The sequence below is a fragment of the Nocardioides ginsengisegetis genome (assembly GCF_014138045.1).
Lineage (GTDB): Bacteria > Actinomycetota > Actinomycetes > Propionibacteriales > Nocardioidaceae > Nocardioides > Nocardioides ginsengisegetis.
On record NZ_JACGXA010000001.1, the window covers coordinates 3,975,282 to 3,991,344 of the forward strand.

Below are 16,063 nucleotides of genomic sequence, written 5' to 3' on the forward strand. Positions count from 1 at the left end.
TGGTCGGCAGGTCGGTCAGCCCTGCTCGACCTCGATCGGGTCGTCGGTCCCGTCGGAGACGTCTCCGGCCCCGGTGACGGTGACGACGTCGACGGTGAAGTCGCCGGCGTCGTCGCCGAAGCAGGACTGCGGGACCCGCACGTGAACCTGGCCGTTGCGGCCGGAGGAGACCGCGGCCTTGATGCCGGCGCAGTCGACGGCCGTGGCCTCGGTCGCGTCGGCGGCCGTGGTCTCGAGGGTCGCGCCGACCTTCTTGCCCTGACCGCTGTCGACCGTGCGGACGACGTACGTCGCCGCGCCCTCGGTCGCCGGGGTCAGCGTGGCCACGACGTGGGTCCGCTCGGCCGAGGCCTTGTGCAGCTTCACCCGGACGGTGAAGGTCTTGTCGCCGTTGGTCAGCGTGACGCGGGTGATGTCCGCGGTCGCGGGCGCATCACCCGCGGCGTCCGTGGCGGACTTCTGGCCGGCGAACGCGCCGCCGGCGGTGAGGACCAGGGCGGCGGTCACGGCGGGGACGAGGAGATGACGGGGCTTGATCACGGGGGGCCTACCTTCCGAGTGGTGGTGCCGGAGTCATCGGCAGCGGCGGCCCGGACCTGAGCGGCCCCGCCTCAGGACTCCGAGGCCAGCGCCAGGGGACTGACGTCCGCGGCACCCGCCCGACGGATCGCCCGCGCGGCGAGCGTCATCGTCCAGCCGGTGGCGACGAGGTCGTCGACGAGCAGGACGCCCTGGCCCTCCAGGCCCTCGGCCTCCAACCGGTAGCGACGACCGACGGCCGCCACCCGCTGGGCACTGTTCATCGCCCCCTGGGCAGGCGCCACCGACGGGTCGACGATGGCGTAGCGGCCGGCCACTGGCACCTTGAGGAACCGCGACAGCCCGTCGGCGAAGTCGGCGGTGAGGGTGGGCCGGGTCGCCGACTCGACGACCACGATCGCGTCGACCCGCGGCCGCCAGTCGCCGAGGACCTCGACCACCGCGCGGGCCAGCGACACCGGAACCGGCCCGTCGGGCGTGCCGGGCTTGAAGAGCTCGCGCAACGCCTGGCCGTGGCCGAGGTCGGTGAGCCGGGCCACCACGCGGCCCTCGCTCGCCCCGTCGGCGATCTTGCCCTTGAGGTCGACCCCGAGGTTGGCCAGCGCCGTGGGCCACATCTTGCGGGGTTCCAGCACGACGCCGGGCCGGGACAGCCGGGCCCCGGCCTCCTCCACCGCGCTCTCGCTGACCTCGGCCGACAGGGCGAGCCCGCCGCAGTTGTCGCAGCGGCCGCACGCGGTGGCCTCGGGGTCGTCGAGCTGGTCGCGGAGGAAGAGCATCCGGCAGCGGTCGGTGCGGAGGTAGTCGAGCATCGCCTGCTGCTCGCGCTCGCGCGCTTCCGCCACGCGGCGGTAGCGCTCCTCGTCGTACTGCCAGGGCTCTCCGGTGGCCTCCCAGCCTCCGCGCACCCGGCGGGCCGCGCCGTCGACGTCGAGCACCTTGAGCATCGTCTCGAGGCGGGTGCGATTGAGCTCGACGTAGGTCTCCAGCGTGGCGGTGCTCATCGGCTTGGGCGAGTCGGCGAGCACGGCGAGGGTCTGGCGGACCAGCTCCTCCCGCGGGAACGCGAGCGAGCCGAAGTAGGCCCAGATGTCGCGGTCCTCGATCGCGGGGAGCAGCACGACGGTGGCCTCGTCGGTGCCACGGCCGGCACGGCCGACCTGCTGGTAGTAGGCGACCGGGGACGCCGGCGCCCCCATGTTGACCACGAAGCCGAGCGTCGCGTCGAAGCCCATGCCGAGCGCGCTCGTGGCCACCAGCGCCTTGACCCGGCCGTTGATGAGGTCCTGCTCGAGCGCCTGCCGCTCGGTGGTGTCGGTCTGGCCGGAGTAGGCCTGGACGTCGTGGCCCCGCGCCCGGAGGTAGTCGGCGATCTCCTTGGTGGCCGCGACCGTCAGGCAGTAGATGATCCCCGAGCCCGGCTGCTCGGCGAGGTGGTCGGCCAGCCAGGCCAGCCGCTGCTCCGCGGTCTTGAGCCGCACCACGCCCAGCCGCAGCGACTCGCGGTCCAGGGACCCACGGAGCACGAGGACGTCTCGACCGAGCTGCTCGGCGACGTCCTGGGTGACCCGGGCGTTGGCGGTGGCCGTAGTGGCGAGCACCGGGATGCCGTCGGGCAGGTCGCCCAGGAGGGTGCGGATGCGGCGGTAGTCGGGGCGGAAGTCGTGGCCCCAGTCGGAGATGCAGTGGGCCTCGTCGATGACGAGGAGGCCGCAGGTCGCGGCCAGCCGCGGCAGCACCTCGTCGCGGAAGCCGGGGTTGTTGAGCCGCTCGGGGCTCACCAGCAGCACGTCGACCTCGCCCGCCCGGATCGCCTCCTGGGTGGGCTCCCACTCCTCGATGTTGGTGGAGTTGATGGTCACCGCGCGGATGCCGGCCCGCTCGGCCGCCTCGATCTGGTTGCGCATCAGCGCGAGCAGCGGGGACACGATGACGGTCGGGCCGGCCCCCGCCTCGCGCAGCAGCAGCGTGGCGACGAAGTAGACCGCCGACTTGCCCCAGCCGGTGCGCTGGACGACCAGGGACCGGCGACGGTCGACGGCGAGCGCCTCGATCGCCGTCCACTGGTCCTCGCGCAGGCGGGCATCGTCACGACCGACCAGCGCCCGCAGGTGCTCCTCGGCGCGGTCACGGACGTCGGTCGTGGTGGGGCTCATGCCGCCTGTCTACCAGCGCGTCCCGACAGGCGGCGTACCGCATCCACAGGGGGTCCGCAGGATCGACCTCAGGCCGCCGGGCCCTTGCTGCGTACGTCGGCGACGGCCCCCATCGCGTCGCGGAGCTCGGCGAGCCAGTCCTCCTCGTGCTGCCCGACGAGCCGGACGCACCAGGCCAGCGCCTCGGAGCGTGACCGCGCCACGCCGGCGTCGACGAGGGTGTCGAGGACCAGCCGCTGGGGCTGGCGCAGGCGGGTCATGACGGGGGCCGCGACGTGCGTCCAGAGCTCGGCGTGGTCGCCGACGTGGACGCCCCACGAGACCTTGCGCTCGAAGCGGTGCTCGGCCTCACGGGCGATGGCGATGCGGGCGTCGCGGGTCTCCTCGCGGAACGCCTTGGCGCGGCCGGCGCGGGCCTCGGCGCGCTCGGCGTCGGAGGCGTCCGCAGAGAGCTCGACGTCGGGGACGGCGAGCAGGACCGTGATCTCCTCACGGTCGACGGTGACCTCGGCGGGGCCCTCGGACCCGGCCGACCAGTCGGCGGGGAGGCGGCCGGTGAACCAGCCGCGGACCCGCTCCAGGGATTCGTTCGTAATCATGTAATCAAGATTACGACCCCGTGCAAGGAGTGGCGACCGCCGAACACACCGAACCCCTCGGATCCAGCCCGGGAAGGGCGGATCCGAGGGGTTCGGTGTGTCGTTCGGTCAGCGGCTCACCAGATGCGGACGCGCTGGTCCGGGTCGAGCCAGAGCCCGTCACCCTCGGCGGTCTCGAAGACCTCGTGGAACTCCGCCAGGTTGCGCACGATGTTGGCGCGGAACTCCGGCGGGCTGTGCGGGTCGATGGTGAGGTACTGCAGCTCCTGCTCCTTGCGGCGCTTGGTCCGCCAGCAGTAGGCCCAGTTCATGAAGAGCTTCTGGCGGTCCTCGACCGAGGCCGAGCCCCCCTGCGCGATGAGGTACGCCGTGTGGCCGATCGTCAGGCCTCCGAGGTCGCCGATGTTCTCACCGACGGTCAGCGCGCCGTTGACGTGCTCGCCGGGCAGCGCGCGCGGCTCGAAGGCGTCGTACTGCGCGATCAGGGCCTTGGACTTCACCTCGAAGGCCGCCTTGTCGTCGGCGGTCCACCAGTCGTTGAGGTTGCCCGCGCCGTCGTACTGCGCGCCCTGGTCGTCGAAGCCGTGGCCGATCTCGTGCCCGATCACGGCGCCGATGCCGCCGTAGTTCTCGGCCTGCTCGGCCTCGGGGTCGAAGAACGGCTTCTGCAGGATGCCGGCGGGGAAGCAGATCTCGTTGGTGCCGGGGTTGTAGTAGGCGTTGACCGTCTGCGGCAGCATGAACCACTCGTCGCGGTCGACCGGCCCGCCGATCTTGGCCAGCTCGCGGTCGGTCTCGAAGCCGGACGCCGCCGCCACGTTGCCGAGCAGGTCGTCCGAGGAGACCTGCAGCGCGGAGTAGTCGCGGAACGTGTCGGGGTAGGCGATCTTGGGCCGGAAGGTCGCGAGCTTCTCGTAGGCCCGCTCCTTCGTCTCGTCGGTCATCCAGTCCAGCTGGGAGATCGACTGGCGGTAGGCGGCGAGCAGGTTGGCGACCAGGTCGTCCATCAGCGCCTTGGAGGTCGGCGGGAAGTGCCGCTCGACGTACTGCTTGCCGACCGCCTCGCCGATGGCGCCCTCGACGAGCGAGACGCCGCGCTTCCAGCGGGCCCGCAGCTCGGGGGTGCCGTTGAGGGTGCGGCCGTAGAAGTCGAAGTTGGTCTCGACGAAGTCGTCGGTGAGGTACGGCGCCGCCGAGCGCAGCACGTGGACGACCATCCAGGCCTTCCAGTCCTCGATCGGGACCTCGTCGAGCACCGTCGAGAGGTGCGCGAAGTAGGACGGCTGCCGCACGCACGACTCGGCCGCCGTCTGCTCGTTGCCGCCGAGGTTGCGGATGTAGGCGTCCCAGTCGAAGGACGGGCACAGCTCCTTGAGCTCGGCCATCGTCGTGAGGTTGTAGGTCTTCTGGACGTCTCGGGTCTCCGCGCGCTCCCAGTGGCCGGCCGCCAGCTTGGTGTCGATCGCCAGGACGGTCGCGGCGGCGCCGGCCGGGTCGGCGTGCTCGGCGAGGCCGAGGAGCCGGGTCAGGTAGGCGACGTACTTCTCCCGGACCTCGGCGAACTTGTCGTCGCGGTAGTAGGACTCGTCCGGCAGCCCGAGGCCGCCCTGCACGAGGTGGAAGAGGTAGCGGTCGGAGTCCTTGTTGTCGGTGGCGATGTAGCTGCCGAAGAGGCCGTGCCCGCCGATCCGCTCGAACTCGCCGAGGAACGCCGCCAGGTCGCGGGTGTCGCGCAGGGCGGCGACCGCGTCGATCAGCGGCCGCACGGGCCGCAGACCGCGGTGGTTGATGGTCTCGGTGTCCATGAACGACGCGTAGAGGTCGTGGATCTTGCGCGCCTCGTCGTCCAGCGACGCCGGATCGGCGGACGCGATGTCCTCGATGATCCGGCGGACCTGCTCCTCGGCCACGTCGGCCAGCTGGACGAAGGGTCCCCAGCTCGAGCGGTCCGAGGGGATCTCGGTCTCGTCGAGCCACCGCCCGTTCACGTGTCCGAAGAGGTCGTCCTGGGGACGGATGTCGGGGTTCATGCCCGGTCGGGCGTCATCCAGCATGCTCACGGGACCGACCGTAACCGATCGGTCAGTCGCGCACCCGGACGACCGACTTGCCGAGGGTGCGGCGTTCGTCCATGTCGACCAGCGCCTGTCCGAAGTCCTCGAGCGCGTACGTCGCCCCGATCGGCGGCTTGATGACGCCCGACTCCATCATCGGCAGGATCTCGGCCCACTGCTCGTGCATGTAGCCCGGCCGCATCATCGCGTAGGCGCCCCAGCCGACGCCGCGGACGTCGATGTTGTTGAGGAGGAGCCGGTTGACCTTGACCTCGGGGATGCCCTGGCCGGACGCGAAGCCGACGACCAGCAGCCGCCCCTGCGCCCCGAGCACCCGCAGCGAGTCGGTGAAGGCGTCGCCGCCGACCACGTCGAGGACGATGTCGACGCCCCGGCCCCCGGTCAGCTCCATGACCTTGTCCTTGAAGTCGTCGAGCAGCACCGCCTCGTCGGCGCCGGCGTCGAGGGCGACCTTGGCCTTCTCCTCGGTCGAGACGACCGCGATCGTGCGGGCGCCGTAGCCCTTCGCGACCTGGATGGTCGCGGTGCCGACGCCACCGGCCGCGCCGTGCACGAGCACGGTCTCGCCGGCCTTCACGTCGCCGCGCTCGGCCAGCGCGAACTGCGCGGTCAGGTAGTTCATGGGCAGCGCAGCCCCCTCGTCGAGGCTGATCGAGTCCGGCAGTGCGAACGTCGAGACCGCCGGGTTGCTGACCAGCTCACCGGCAGCGCCGTACGGCGCCACCCCGGCGACCCGCGTCCCCGGAGCGAGCCCGCCGCCGGACACCACGACCCCCGCGAAGTCCACGCCGAGGGTGAAGGGCGGCTCGGGCTTGAGCTGGTACTGCCCCTTGCTCAGCAGCAGGTCGGGGAAGGAGATGCCGACGCGGTGCACCTCGACGAGCACGTCGTCGGGGCCGGGCGTCGGCTCGGCGACGTCGCGGATCTCGAGATCGCTGGGACCGGTGGGCGTGATGACCTGGACGGCGCGCATGCCCGGCACGCTACCGACCGGGGCCCGCTCGCCGACCGGCCCATCCGATCCGCGAGCGGCTCCGAACGGGCTACGTGAGGATCGACGACGCCGTCCGGGCCGGGCTCATGCACGCACTCGCCCGCTTCACCGTCCGCTATGGCGACGAGCTCCGCTTCGCCGGCGAGGACCTGCCGAAGCCGGAGAAGGTCCGCGTGCCCACGCGCTACGGCCACGTGCCGGTCCACCTCTACCGCCCGGTCCGCGCGGCCCGGCGCGCCCTCGGCGCCTACGTGCACTTCCACGGCGGCGCCTTCCTGATGCGCTACCCACAGATGGACGACTTCTGGTGCCGGTACGTCGCCTCCCGGGCGGGCGTCGTGGTCGCCAACGTCGACTTCCGCGCCGGCCCCTACGTGCGGTACCCCGTCGCCCAGCACGAGGCCCACGACGCCGCCGCCCACCTCGCCACCCGCGGCAGTGACCACGGCATCGACGGGACCCGCGTCGCCGTCGGCGGCCTCTCGTCCGGCGGGGCGCTGGCCGCCGCCACCTGTCTGCAGGCGCGCGACCGCGGCTCCTTCGCCCCGGTCCTCCAGGTGCTCGGCGTCCCGGCCCTCGACATGGCCACCGCCGTCGACACCGGGGCGCCCGGGATGATCTCGCCCGCCCTGCGCAGGCTCGTGCGCCGGGTCTACTTCCCCGACCCCGCGACCCGTGCGGACCCCTACGCCTCGCCGCTGCTGACCGACACCGTGCGGGGGCTGCCGCCCGCGGTCGTCCTCACCGCTGAGCGGGACACCCTGCGTCCCGACGGCGACAAGTACGCCGCCCGGCTGCGCAACGCCGGGATCGAGGTCGTCTCCGACATGACGCCGGGTGCCGACCACTACTTCCTCTCGCACGACCTCGACCGGGCGCGACGGACCATGGAGATGGTCGCCGGACAGATCAGGCGTCGTACGTCGCCCGCCTGAGACTCACGCGTGGATTCAGCGGGGGTCGACCAGCGAGTTCATCTCGAAGTGCATCGGGTCGGTGTAGTGCCACCGGCCGCCCCAGGTGAAGCCCCACTTCTCGAAGATCGCGACGACCTGGCGGTCCATCTCGCCGACGGTGCCGCGCTGGTTGCCGGGCACGTTGAGGTCGAGGGCGAGCCCGAAGGAGTGGTTGGACAGCGTGGTCGTGCCGGCGATGAAGCGCGGGTAGTAGCAGCCGGCGTACTCGTCGGGGTGGATCTTGTCGGCCAGCCCCTGGTCGACGACCTCGTTGAGCGCGGCGGTGAGCTGCGGGAAGAGCAGCCGGTTGCAGGTGACGCTGCCCAGGATCGGGACCTGCTGGGTGGCGATGTGGGAGGCGACCCACGAGGCCTCCGGTGCGATCCGGCCGCCGCCGAGCACGGTGTAGTTGAAGGTGCCGACCGCGTCGGCGACCGAGCCGACGAGGAACGCCGTCTGCTTCGCGTGGATGTCCAGGCCGGCGCGCGCGACGATGTCGAGGCTCTGGACCGACGCGGTCGTGCCGGCGACCTTCTCGACGGGCTTGCGCAGCGAGGACGGCGACGTGCTGCCGGTGTAGATCAGCAGCGCGTTGTCCTTCTTCATGCCCAGCGAGTCGGCCCACTTCTCGTTGACGACGGCGTCGATGGCGTTGGGGATCTGCGGCGCGAACGCCCCGACGTGCAGCTCGGGGGCGTCCTTGCTGGAGCCGAGCTGGAGGTAGCCCTTGCCGGTGATCGGCAGCCGCTTCTTCAGCTCCGGGAGCAGCGCGACCTCGCCGCCCGCGACCCGGTCCCAGACGGCCTGCGTGGTGGCCGAGGCGTACGGCGTCCAGTTGCGGTAGGTGCCCGCGTCGACGGCCGCCACGTTGAGGGCGTGGTTCTCGATGCTGACCTGTGCCATCGAGAGGCTCTCGACGCGGGTGACGCCCTTCAGGTGCTGGATCCGCTTCACGACCGCGGGGCTGAGGGTGTCCTGGCTGTAGACGAGCATGTCGGCGGCGTAGAGCCGGCCGCTCAGCTTGCCGGGCGGGTCGACCGCGTGGTCGGCGTCGGCGACGGGGCTGGTGCTGTTGCTGGGGCTCGTGCCCGGGTCACCCGCGCCGGACGTCGCGGCCGCCGGGCTGGTGGCCGGGTCGTGGGCCGCGGCCTTCCCGTCGCAGCCGGCCGTCGTGAGCAGGGCGAGGGGCAGCAGCAGTGCCGCCAGTGCGCGCGCGTTCCGCATGTGCCCTCCCTCACGGGTCAGACTAGGTCGATGCGGCAAGCCGCACAGCCGGGTCCGCCGATCGTGACGTCACCGCGACCTGCCCCCGGACCTGCCCAGGCCGCCCGGCGTCCGGATCGTCGCCCACGACAGCAGCCCGCCGAGCACGAGCAGGACCGCGCAGGCGACCATCGCGGAGCGGTAGGCGTCGTCGAGCACGGCCGGGTCGGCGTAGTCGTCGCCCCGGAGCCCGACCAGCAGCGGCAGCGCCGCGACGGCCAGCAGCGAGCCGGCCCGCGCCACCGCGTTGTTGACCCCGCTCGCGAGGCCGGCGTGCTCGTCGGGCGCGGCCGCCAGCACCGTGGCCGTCAGCGGCGCGACCAGCAGCGGCAGGCCCAGCCCGAAGACGGTGATGCCGGGCAGCACGTCGAGGACGTACGTCGTCCCCGGACCCACTCGCGTCAGCAGCAGCACCCCCGCCGCCATCACCAGCGGCCCGAGGGTCATCGGGATCCGCGGCCCGATCCGGGACGCCAGCCGGCCACCGCGCCGGGCCAGCAGCAGCATGCAGACCGTGATCGGCAGGCTGGAGATGCCCGCGCGGAGGGCGCCGTACCCGACCACGACCTGGAGCTGCAGGACGAGGAAGAACAGCACGGCGCCGAGGGCGGCGTAGACGAGCAGCGTCATCGCGTTGGCGCTGCTGAACGTGCGGTCGGCGAAGATCCCCAGCGGCAGCATCGGGTGGTCGCTCCGGCGCTCGACGAGCACGAACGCGGCCGCGGCCAGCACGGCGACCCCCAACGCAACGGGCACGAGTGGCCGGCCCCACTCGATGAGCGCGTACGTCGTCCCGCCGAGCGTCAGGCACGCGAGCAGCGCCCCGGTCGCGTCGAACCGCGCGGGGGCGTGCGGGTCGAGCGTCTCGGGCACCGACCGGGTCGCGACGACCACGCTCAGCGCGCCGAGGGGGACGTTGAGGAAGAAGATCCAGCGCCAGTCGGCGTACTCGATGAGGGTGCCGCCGAGGAACGGCCCGAGCGCCGCCGCGATGCCGCCGAGGCCCGACCAGGCGCCGATCGCGGCCGCCCGGTCGTCACGCACGAAGGCGCCCTGGATCATCGCGAGGCTGCCGGGCATCAGCAGCGCCGCGCCGGCGCCCTGCAGGACGCGGGCCGCGATCAGCACCTCCGGTGTGGGCGCGAGCCCGCACAGCACCGAGGCGAGCGTGAAGGCGACGGTCCCGACGTTGAACACCCGCACACGGCCGAACCGGTCGCCCAGCGAGCCCCCGAGCAGGATCAGGCTGGCCAGCGAGAGGAGGTAGCCGTTGGAGACCCACTGGAGCTCGGCGAGCGTCGCGTCGAGGTCCGCGCCGATCGTGCGCAGCGCGACGTTGACGACGGTGCCGTCCAGCATGGTCATGCCCGAGCCGAGCAGGGCGGCGGCCACGACGGCCCGTCCGGCATGCGTGCCCATCCGGACCGCGCCCGGCGCCGAATGCTCCACGTGCCCCACACTATGCGCCACGCCGCGGCCCCTGCCCGTACGACGGAGCAGCGACTCGTCGACCACGTCGAGCGCCTGGGGGCCGAGCACCCGCCGATCGAGCTGTCGTCCGTCGACTTCACCGTGCACCGGCCCGCCGTCCTCGCCGAGCGCTACGGCCACGTGCTGGACTACATGGCCCGGGTCGAGCTCGAGGTGGACCGCAACGTCCTCGAGCTCGTCACGCTGCTCCCGGACCCGCCCGAGGTCGACCGCCGCTTCTTCGCGGACGTCTGGCAGCCGCAGGAGGTCCAGCACGGGCTGATCCTCGACCGCCTGCAGGTGCAGGTCGGCCGGCCGCCGGCCACCCCCGACCTCGACACGGTGGGGGCGAAGATCAAGGTGCTGGGGATGCTCGCCCACGTCGCCGCGATCCAGGACGTCGTGCGGATGCTCTACTACCTGACCGGCGCGGCCACCGAGCGCTCCGCGGTGCTGGCCTACAACCTGCTGCACCGGGGGGTCACGGAGATGGGCGAGACGGCGGTGGCCGACACCGTGATCGCCCCGATCCGTCGCCAGGAGCCCGGCCACTTCGCCTTCTACCAGCTCTCCGCGCGCGGTCTGTGGAGCGAGCTCACCGGCTGGCAGCGCTGGCTGGTGCGCCGGTTACGGCGATTCTCGTTCGCCCCAGTGGGCGCCAACCACGACGGCCAGCGGGCCGATTTCGGCGAGGTGATGGCCACCCTGGGCATCGCCGACGAGCCGAGCCGCTTCGCTGGCGAGATCTCCCGGGTCGAGCGCGAGCTGCTGTGGGCCCGCGAGCAGGGCCTCAAGGTCCCGGCGTACGTCGCCCGCGGGTTCCACGAGGCCGTCGAGCTCGCTCATGCCCGGGCCCGCCGCGCGACGGGCTGAGGGCTAGGGGCGCAGCACCCGCGCGGCGATCCAGGCGATGTCGGCGGACGTGTCGGCCGGGGAGGCCGAGGGCTGCATGACATGGCTGAGCACCACCCGGACGACCATGTCGATGGCGGCCTCGAGGTGCTCGTCGTCGAGGGCGAGCGCGTAGGGCTCGATCCGGTCCTTGATGACGATCTTGGCCGCGGCGAGCAGGGACTCGGCGTGGGTCGTCAGCAGCGGCAGCAGCTCGGTGTCGGCGCCGTGCGTCGCGGAGACGACGGCGTGCAGGAGCGGGTTGTCCTGGGCCAGCTCGAGGACCCCGCGGGTCGCCCCCCGGATCGCCTCGACCAGGTCGGTCGGGGCGTCGTCGAAGGCGAGGTTGACCACGCCGAGGAAGCGGTCGAGCTCGTGCAGGATCATCGCCTCGGCCAGGCCCGGCTTGGTGCCGACCTCGTTGTAGACGGTCTGCCGGGAGACCCCCACCCGGTCGGCGATCCGGGCCATCGTCACCTGGGCCCAGCCGACCTCGGTGGTCAGCGCCACGGCGGCCTCGACGACCCGCTCCCGCATCGTCGCCGTCAGGGGGGCTCGGTCGGGGGCGGTCGTCACGGCACCAGTCTAGGGAGCCGGTCGTGCTCAGTCGGTCAGGGACAGTGCGAGCACCGGGCAGGACGCAACGGCCGCGGCCACCTGCCCACGGTGCTCCTCGGCCGGCGTCTCGTCGCGCAGGTGCATGACGTCGTCACCTCCCTCATCCTCACGGAGCTCGAAGAACTCGTGCGCCATCGCCTCGCACATGCCGAGCCCCTCGCACCGGTCGCGGTCCACGTGGATGCGCATCAGAGGGCCTCGCTCCGGCTCAGGGGGATGAAGTCGACCTTCTCGCGCACGCCGCAGTCCGGGCAGCACCAGTCGGCGGGGATGTCGGCCCAGGCCGTCCCGGCGGCGAAGCCCTCATGCTCGTCGCCGGCGTTGACGTCGTAGGTGTAGGAGCAGCCGGGGCAGCGGGCCGCGAGAACCTCCTCGATCGGCTGGTTTCGAGACGGTTGCAGAGCAACCTCCTCAACCACCGATGGCGGGGGCGGGTACGCCGCGAGGATGCGCTCGCGCTTGCGGGGCTGGAGGTTGGCGCGGGTCAGGTCGCCATCGAAGTGGGCGAGGACGCGGGGGTCCATCACCCGGCGCCAGACCGGCGGGAGGATCGCGAGCACGATCATGCCGGCGTACCCCGTGGGCAGCACCGGGCTCTCCTCGAAGTCGCGCAGGGTCTGGTAGCGACGCGTCGGGTTGGCGTGGTGGTCGCTGTGCCGCTGCAGGTGGTAGAGCAGCACGTTGGTCGCGATGTTGTTGGAGTTCCACGAGTGCGAGGGGTCGACCCGCTCGTAGCGCTGGCGCTCGCCGACGCCGACCTTCTGCCGCAGCATCCCGTAGTGCTCCATGTAGTTGACGACCTCGAGCAGCGAGAAACCGACGACCGCCTGCACGACGAGGAACGGCAGGATCCCCACGCCCAGCCAGGCGACCAGGCCGCCCCACAGCACCGCGGACATCAGCCAGGCGTTGAGCACGTCGTTGCCGAGCCGGAAGGGGTGCTGTTGCTTGCGGGCGTAGCGCCGCTTCTCCAGCCGCCAGGCCGAGCGCAGCGACCCGATCACCGTGCGCGGCCAGAACTGGTAGAAGTTCTCGCCGAACCGGCTGCTGGCGGGGTCCTCCGGGGTGGCGACCCGGACGTGGTGGCCGCGGTTGTGCTCGATGTAGAAGTGGCCGTAGAAGCTCTGCGCCAGCGCGATCTTGGACAGCCAGCGCTCGTTGGCCTCCTTCTTGTGGCCGAGCTCGTGGGCGGTGTTGATGCCGATCCCGCCGATGCAGCCGATCGAGATCGCCAGGCCGAGCTTGTCGAGCGTGGTCAGGTCGCCGAAGCCGCCGGCACCGTGGGCGATGACGTAGAAGGCGCCGACGAAGCCGACGTACTGGATCGGCAGGAAGAGATAGGTGATCCAGCGGTAGTAGCGGTCCTTCTCCAGCGCCTCGATCGCGTCGTCGGGCGGGTTGGAGCGGTCCAGCCCCGCGAGCAGGTCGATCGCCGGGACGACGCCGAGGATCACGATCGGACCGATCCAGAACCACACGCCCCACCCGGTCAGCGCCCACATCCCGCCGGCGATGAACGCCAGGCTCGGGACGACGAGGCCGATCAGCCACAGGTAGCGCTTCTTGTCCTTCCACGCCTCGGTCGAGCCGAGGGGGACCGTCGCGTTGGCGGTGCTCATGCGGGAACCTTCCTGCCGGGGTTTACATGACCATAGGGTTTGTAAACCACTTTGACAAGAGGTTCTGGTTTGTAAAGTCAGGCCCAGCGGACCGCCGACAGGTCGCGCCAGTCGTCCAGCACGCCCCGCGTGTCGACGCAGTCCTCCTCGGCGTCCGAGCGGTTCCACAGCGTCAGGTAGAGCCCGACCCGACGGGCCGGTGAGCGTCACGTCGGCCTCCGCCACCGGGCCCGTACGCCGCGTGGTCACCGGCGGGTGCGCGCCGATCTGCACGCGCCACCAGTCGGGTCCGTCCGTGGGAGCCACCACCAGCGTCGTCTCCTCCGGGCGCCGCAGCCGCGACCGGGGCCGGGGCAGGAACCCGCCGAGCAGCTCGTCGATGCCGTCGCGGGCGAGCACGGGGTCGATCCAGGTCTCCGACCCGCGGGGGTAGCGACCCAGTGAGGCCGCGAGCGCGTCGACGGCGTGGATCGTGGTCTCGTGGCACTGCCGCCGCGCCCCAGAAGGCCCGGGCCGGCGGGGCGTCGAGCAGGAACACCGGCGCGGCCACCCGCTCGGGCGCGCTGGTCACCGCCGCGGCCACCTCGACGGCCCCGTCGCGCAGCCACTCCAGCGGGTCGGGCGAGGAGCGACCGTCGCGTTCGAGGTCGTCCGGGTCGACCCGCTCGCCGCGGAGCGCCGCCGCGGCCCCACCGGTGCACCATCCCCTGGTGCGCGACGAGGTGCCGGACGGTCCAGTCGGGGCAGGTCGGGACGGGGCGCGCGAAGGCCGGCCCGCTCGGCGTACCGGACGAAGGAGACCAGGGCAGCACGCAGTCCCTCGAGGTGCTGGGGCGTGGTGAGCTCGGTGGGCATGCCACGAGCCTGACACCTCGGCCGTCCGCAGGCCTCCGATATTTCGTCCGGCGGCCGGCCCGTCAGGCGCTCGTCACTGGAGCCGGGTGCGTGCGGGCGGTACTTCAGCGTCGTGCAGACGTCGACCTTCAGTGGCAGCCGGTAGTAGCGGTCCACGTCGTGGATCTTGAGCCGGAAGGCCGTGGTCGCCTTGGCGTGGCACTGGCTCGGCACCGTCGGCCCCGGGTCGGTCCAGCTCAGCACCGACTTCCACCGTGGCCCCGGCAGAGATCACGACGGGGACGCCCTCGGTGCCGTCGGTGACCGTGTTGGGCGTCGACTCGTGCCCGATCGGGCCGGCCGCGTTGCGGAACCGGTAGGCCGTGTAGCCCATCGTCCTGGCAGGCGGTCTCCGAGGCGTTGGTGACGCGGACCGTGAGGAAGCGCGACCCCGCGGCCCCCTCGAGAGCCCCCTTGGACGCCGTGAGGTCGGGGCCGGTGCACACGCGCACGTCCCCCGAGGACGGTCCGTTGACCGACGCGCTCGCGGCGCCCACGGGGGTGGGGGCGCCCAGGGCCAGCGCGAGCGCGGCGGCGACCGTGGGGGCGATCGCGGCGATCGGGTGCCGGCGGGTCCTGATGTCCATCGTAGTCCTCCGTCCGGGGCCCGGACGGGCCCTCATCTCTGGCACGCAGCCGGGGCCGCGAGGGTTGCTTCCGGGGTTGCTTCCCGCCCTCCGGACGGCGAGATTGTGCCCATGAGCGGCGACCTCCCCTTCGGCATCGACCTTCGGCGGCACCGGCATCAAGGGCGCGCCCGTCGACCTCGGGACCGGCGACTTCGCGGCCGAGCGCGTGCGCGCGACGACGCCCAAGCCCTCCACCCCCGAGGCGGTGGCGGAGGTGTTCGCGGGGATCCTCGAGCAGTTCCCCGACTCTCGGGGTCCGGTCGGCGTGACCGTGCCCGGCGTCGTACGCCACGGGGTGGTGCACTCCGCCGCCAACATCGACAAGTCCTGGCTCGGCACCGACGCGGACGCCCTCTTCACCAAGGCGACCGGCCGCGACGTGCATGTCGTCAACGACGCGGACGCCGCCGGCCTGGCCGAGGTGCGGTACGGCGCCGCCCGCGGGCGCGACGGACTGGTCATCGTCACCACCCTCGGCACCGGCATCGGCTCCGCCCTGGTGTACGACGGCGTGCTGGTGCCCAACTCCGAGCTCGGGCACCTCGAGATCGACGGCCACGGCGCCGAGAAGCGCGCCGCCAACAGCGCCCGGGAGTCCGAGGACCTGTCCTGGGCGAAGTGGGCCCAGCGGCTCACGACGTACTACCGGACCCTGGAGATGCTCTTCTCGCACCGACCTCTTCGTCGTGGGCGGCGGGATCAGCAAGAAGTCCGACGAGTTCCTGCCGCTGATCGACATCGACACCGAGATCGTCCCGGCGACACTGCGCAACAAGGCCGGGATCGTCGGGGCCGCGCTCTGCGCGACCCGCTGACGGGGACCCGGCTCAAGACCCGGCTCAGGACTCGGCGAGCGCCTTCAGCTTCGTCATCGCGTCGAGGGTCTGCCTGGGCAGCGCCCGCTTGATCATCGGCGTGAAGAGCTTGCCGAAGCCCTTGGTCTGGATCGTGATCTCGTGGGTCAGCGACGTCTCGGCACCCATCGGCGCGACCTTGAAGTCGACCGTCACGTCGGTCATCTTGTCGACGAAGTGCAGGGTGAGGTGGCGGTCCTGCTCGCGCGCCGCGACCTCGCCGTCCATCGTGCCGGTGCGGCTGCCGTCCTTGTAGTGGTACTTCAGCGGGCAGGCCGGCGTGGTTGGGGGCCGTCCTCGAGCTTGTCGATGCCCGTGCAGCGAGTCAGCCACTCCGGGGTCCGGGTGAAGTCGTCGATGATCGCGAAGACGTGCTCCGGGGAGGCGGCGACGGTCTCGGTGTGCGCGAAGCTGGGCATGCGCTCAGGCTAGCCCGCCCCGGACTCAGTGACCGCGGATCGCCGCGGCGACCGCCTTCGGCACGTCGGGGTGGAAGACGGTCGGG

Annotated in this window: 16 protein-coding genes; 3 read left to right on the forward strand and 13 right to left on the reverse strand. The window is 72.1% G+C overall.

All coding sequences use genetic code 11. From position 1 onward, the window contains the following. Positions 1-15: 15 nt before the first annotated feature. The 5 genes from FB382_RS19310 to FB382_RS19330 form a co-directional block, all read right to left on the reverse strand. The gene (locus FB382_RS19310; RefSeq protein ID WP_182541269.1) at positions 16-540 is read right to left on the reverse strand and encodes a hypothetical protein; all 525 of its coding nucleotides are present in this window, start codon (positions 538-540) and stop codon (positions 16-18) included. A gap of 71 nt (positions 541-611) precedes the next feature. After that, positions 612-2,696, reverse strand: a complete 2,085-nt coding sequence (locus FB382_RS19315) for a DEAD/DEAH box helicase (RefSeq protein ID WP_182541270.1) — start codon at positions 2,694-2,696, stop codon at positions 612-614. A 68-nt stretch (positions 2,697-2,764) separates the two neighbouring features. Next, positions 2,765-3,295, reverse strand: a complete 531-nt coding sequence (locus tag FB382_RS19320; protein WP_182541271.1) for a hypothetical protein — start codon at positions 3,293-3,295, stop codon at positions 2,765-2,767. Between the two features lie 116 nt (positions 3,296-3,411). After that, positions 3,412-5,349 carry a M13 family metallopeptidase gene (locus FB382_RS19325; RefSeq protein ID WP_220481927.1) on the reverse strand — a complete coding sequence of 646 codons (1,938 nt, stop codon included), beginning with the start codon at positions 5,347-5,349 and terminating at the stop codon, positions 3,412-3,414. A gap of 28 nt (positions 5,350-5,377) precedes the next feature. Then, a complete protein-coding gene (locus FB382_RS19330) occupies positions 5,378-6,343 on the reverse strand; it encodes an NADPH:quinone oxidoreductase family protein (RefSeq protein WP_182541272.1) in 966 nt (321 codons plus the stop codon). 74 nt (positions 6,344-6,417) lie between these two features. On the opposite strand from FB382_RS19330, the gene FB382_RS19335 reads away from it, so the two are divergent. Continuing rightward, positions 6,418-7,299: an alpha/beta hydrolase fold domain-containing protein gene (locus FB382_RS19335; RefSeq protein ID WP_220481425.1), complete on the forward strand. Its 882-nt coding sequence runs from the start codon at positions 6,418-6,420 to the stop codon at positions 7,297-7,299. A gap of 15 nt (positions 7,300-7,314) precedes the next feature. Here FB382_RS19335 and FB382_RS19340 read toward each other — a convergent pair whose 3' ends face one another. Next, positions 7,315-8,544, reverse strand: coding sequence for a M15 family metallopeptidase (locus tag FB382_RS19340; protein WP_182541273.1), 1,230 nt, complete (start codon positions 8,542-8,544; stop codon positions 7,315-7,317). Between the two features lie 69 nt (positions 8,545-8,613). Next, entirely contained in the window at positions 8,614-10,032 is a 1,419-nt protein-coding gene (locus FB382_RS19345; RefSeq protein ID WP_343055671.1) for an MFS transporter, read from the reverse strand. On the opposite strand from FB382_RS19345, the gene FB382_RS19350 reads away from it, so the two are divergent. After that, the gene (locus tag FB382_RS19350) at positions 10,033-10,926 is read left to right on the forward strand and encodes a GTP-binding protein LepA (protein ID WP_343055672.1); all 894 of its coding nucleotides are present in this window, start codon (positions 10,033-10,035) and stop codon (positions 10,924-10,926) included. A gap of 3 nt (positions 10,927-10,929) precedes the next feature. Here FB382_RS19350 and FB382_RS19355 read toward each other — a convergent pair whose 3' ends face one another. The 4 genes from FB382_RS19355 to FB382_RS23135 all read right to left on the reverse strand — a co-directional run bounded on the left by FB382_RS19355 (position 10,930) and on the right by FB382_RS23135 (position 14,041). Then, positions 10,930-11,520 carry a TetR/AcrR family transcriptional regulator gene (locus FB382_RS19355; protein WP_343055673.1) on the reverse strand — a complete coding sequence of 197 codons (591 nt, stop codon included), beginning with the start codon at positions 11,518-11,520 and terminating at the stop codon, positions 10,930-10,932. A gap of 27 nt (positions 11,521-11,547) precedes the next feature. Further along, positions 11,548-11,751: a ferredoxin gene (locus FB382_RS19360; protein WP_182541274.1), complete on the reverse strand. Its 204-nt coding sequence runs from the start codon at positions 11,749-11,751 to the stop codon at positions 11,548-11,550. Next, a complete protein-coding gene (locus FB382_RS19365) occupies positions 11,751-13,181 on the reverse strand; it encodes a fatty acid desaturase (protein ID WP_182541275.1) in 1,431 nt (476 codons plus the stop codon). Before FB382_RS19365 ends, FB382_RS19360 begins: the two co-directional genes overlap by 1 nt. Before the next feature lie 245 nt (positions 13,182-13,426). Beyond that, on the reverse strand, positions 13,427-14,041 hold the full coding sequence (locus FB382_RS23135) for a maleylpyruvate isomerase N-terminal domain-containing protein (RefSeq protein ID WP_425490128.1): 615 nt from the start codon (positions 14,039-14,041) through the stop codon (positions 13,427-13,429). A 778-nt stretch (positions 14,042-14,819) separates the two neighbouring features. On the opposite strand from FB382_RS23135, the gene ppgK reads away from it, so the two are divergent. After that, positions 14,820-15,611 (forward strand): polyphosphate--glucose phosphotransferase, encoded by a 792-nt coding sequence (ppgK, locus tag FB382_RS19375; protein ID WP_343055685.1) that lies wholly within the window; start codon positions 14,820-14,822, stop codon positions 15,609-15,611. Here ppgK and FB382_RS19380 read toward each other — a convergent pair. Both FB382_RS19380 and FB382_RS19385 read right to left on the reverse strand, forming a co-directional pair. Next, on the reverse strand, positions 15,544-15,891 hold the full coding sequence (locus FB382_RS19380; protein WP_182541277.1) for an SRPBCC family protein: 348 nt from the start codon (positions 15,889-15,891) through the stop codon (positions 15,544-15,546). The genes ppgK and FB382_RS19380 overlap by 68 nt on opposite strands. After that, positions 15,822-15,977, reverse strand: a complete 156-nt coding sequence (locus FB382_RS19385) for an SRPBCC family protein (protein WP_182541278.1) — start codon at positions 15,975-15,977, stop codon at positions 15,822-15,824. The genes FB382_RS19380 and FB382_RS19385 overlap by 70 nt, the downstream gene beginning before the upstream one ends. Positions 15,978-16,063 lie beyond the last annotated feature (86 nt).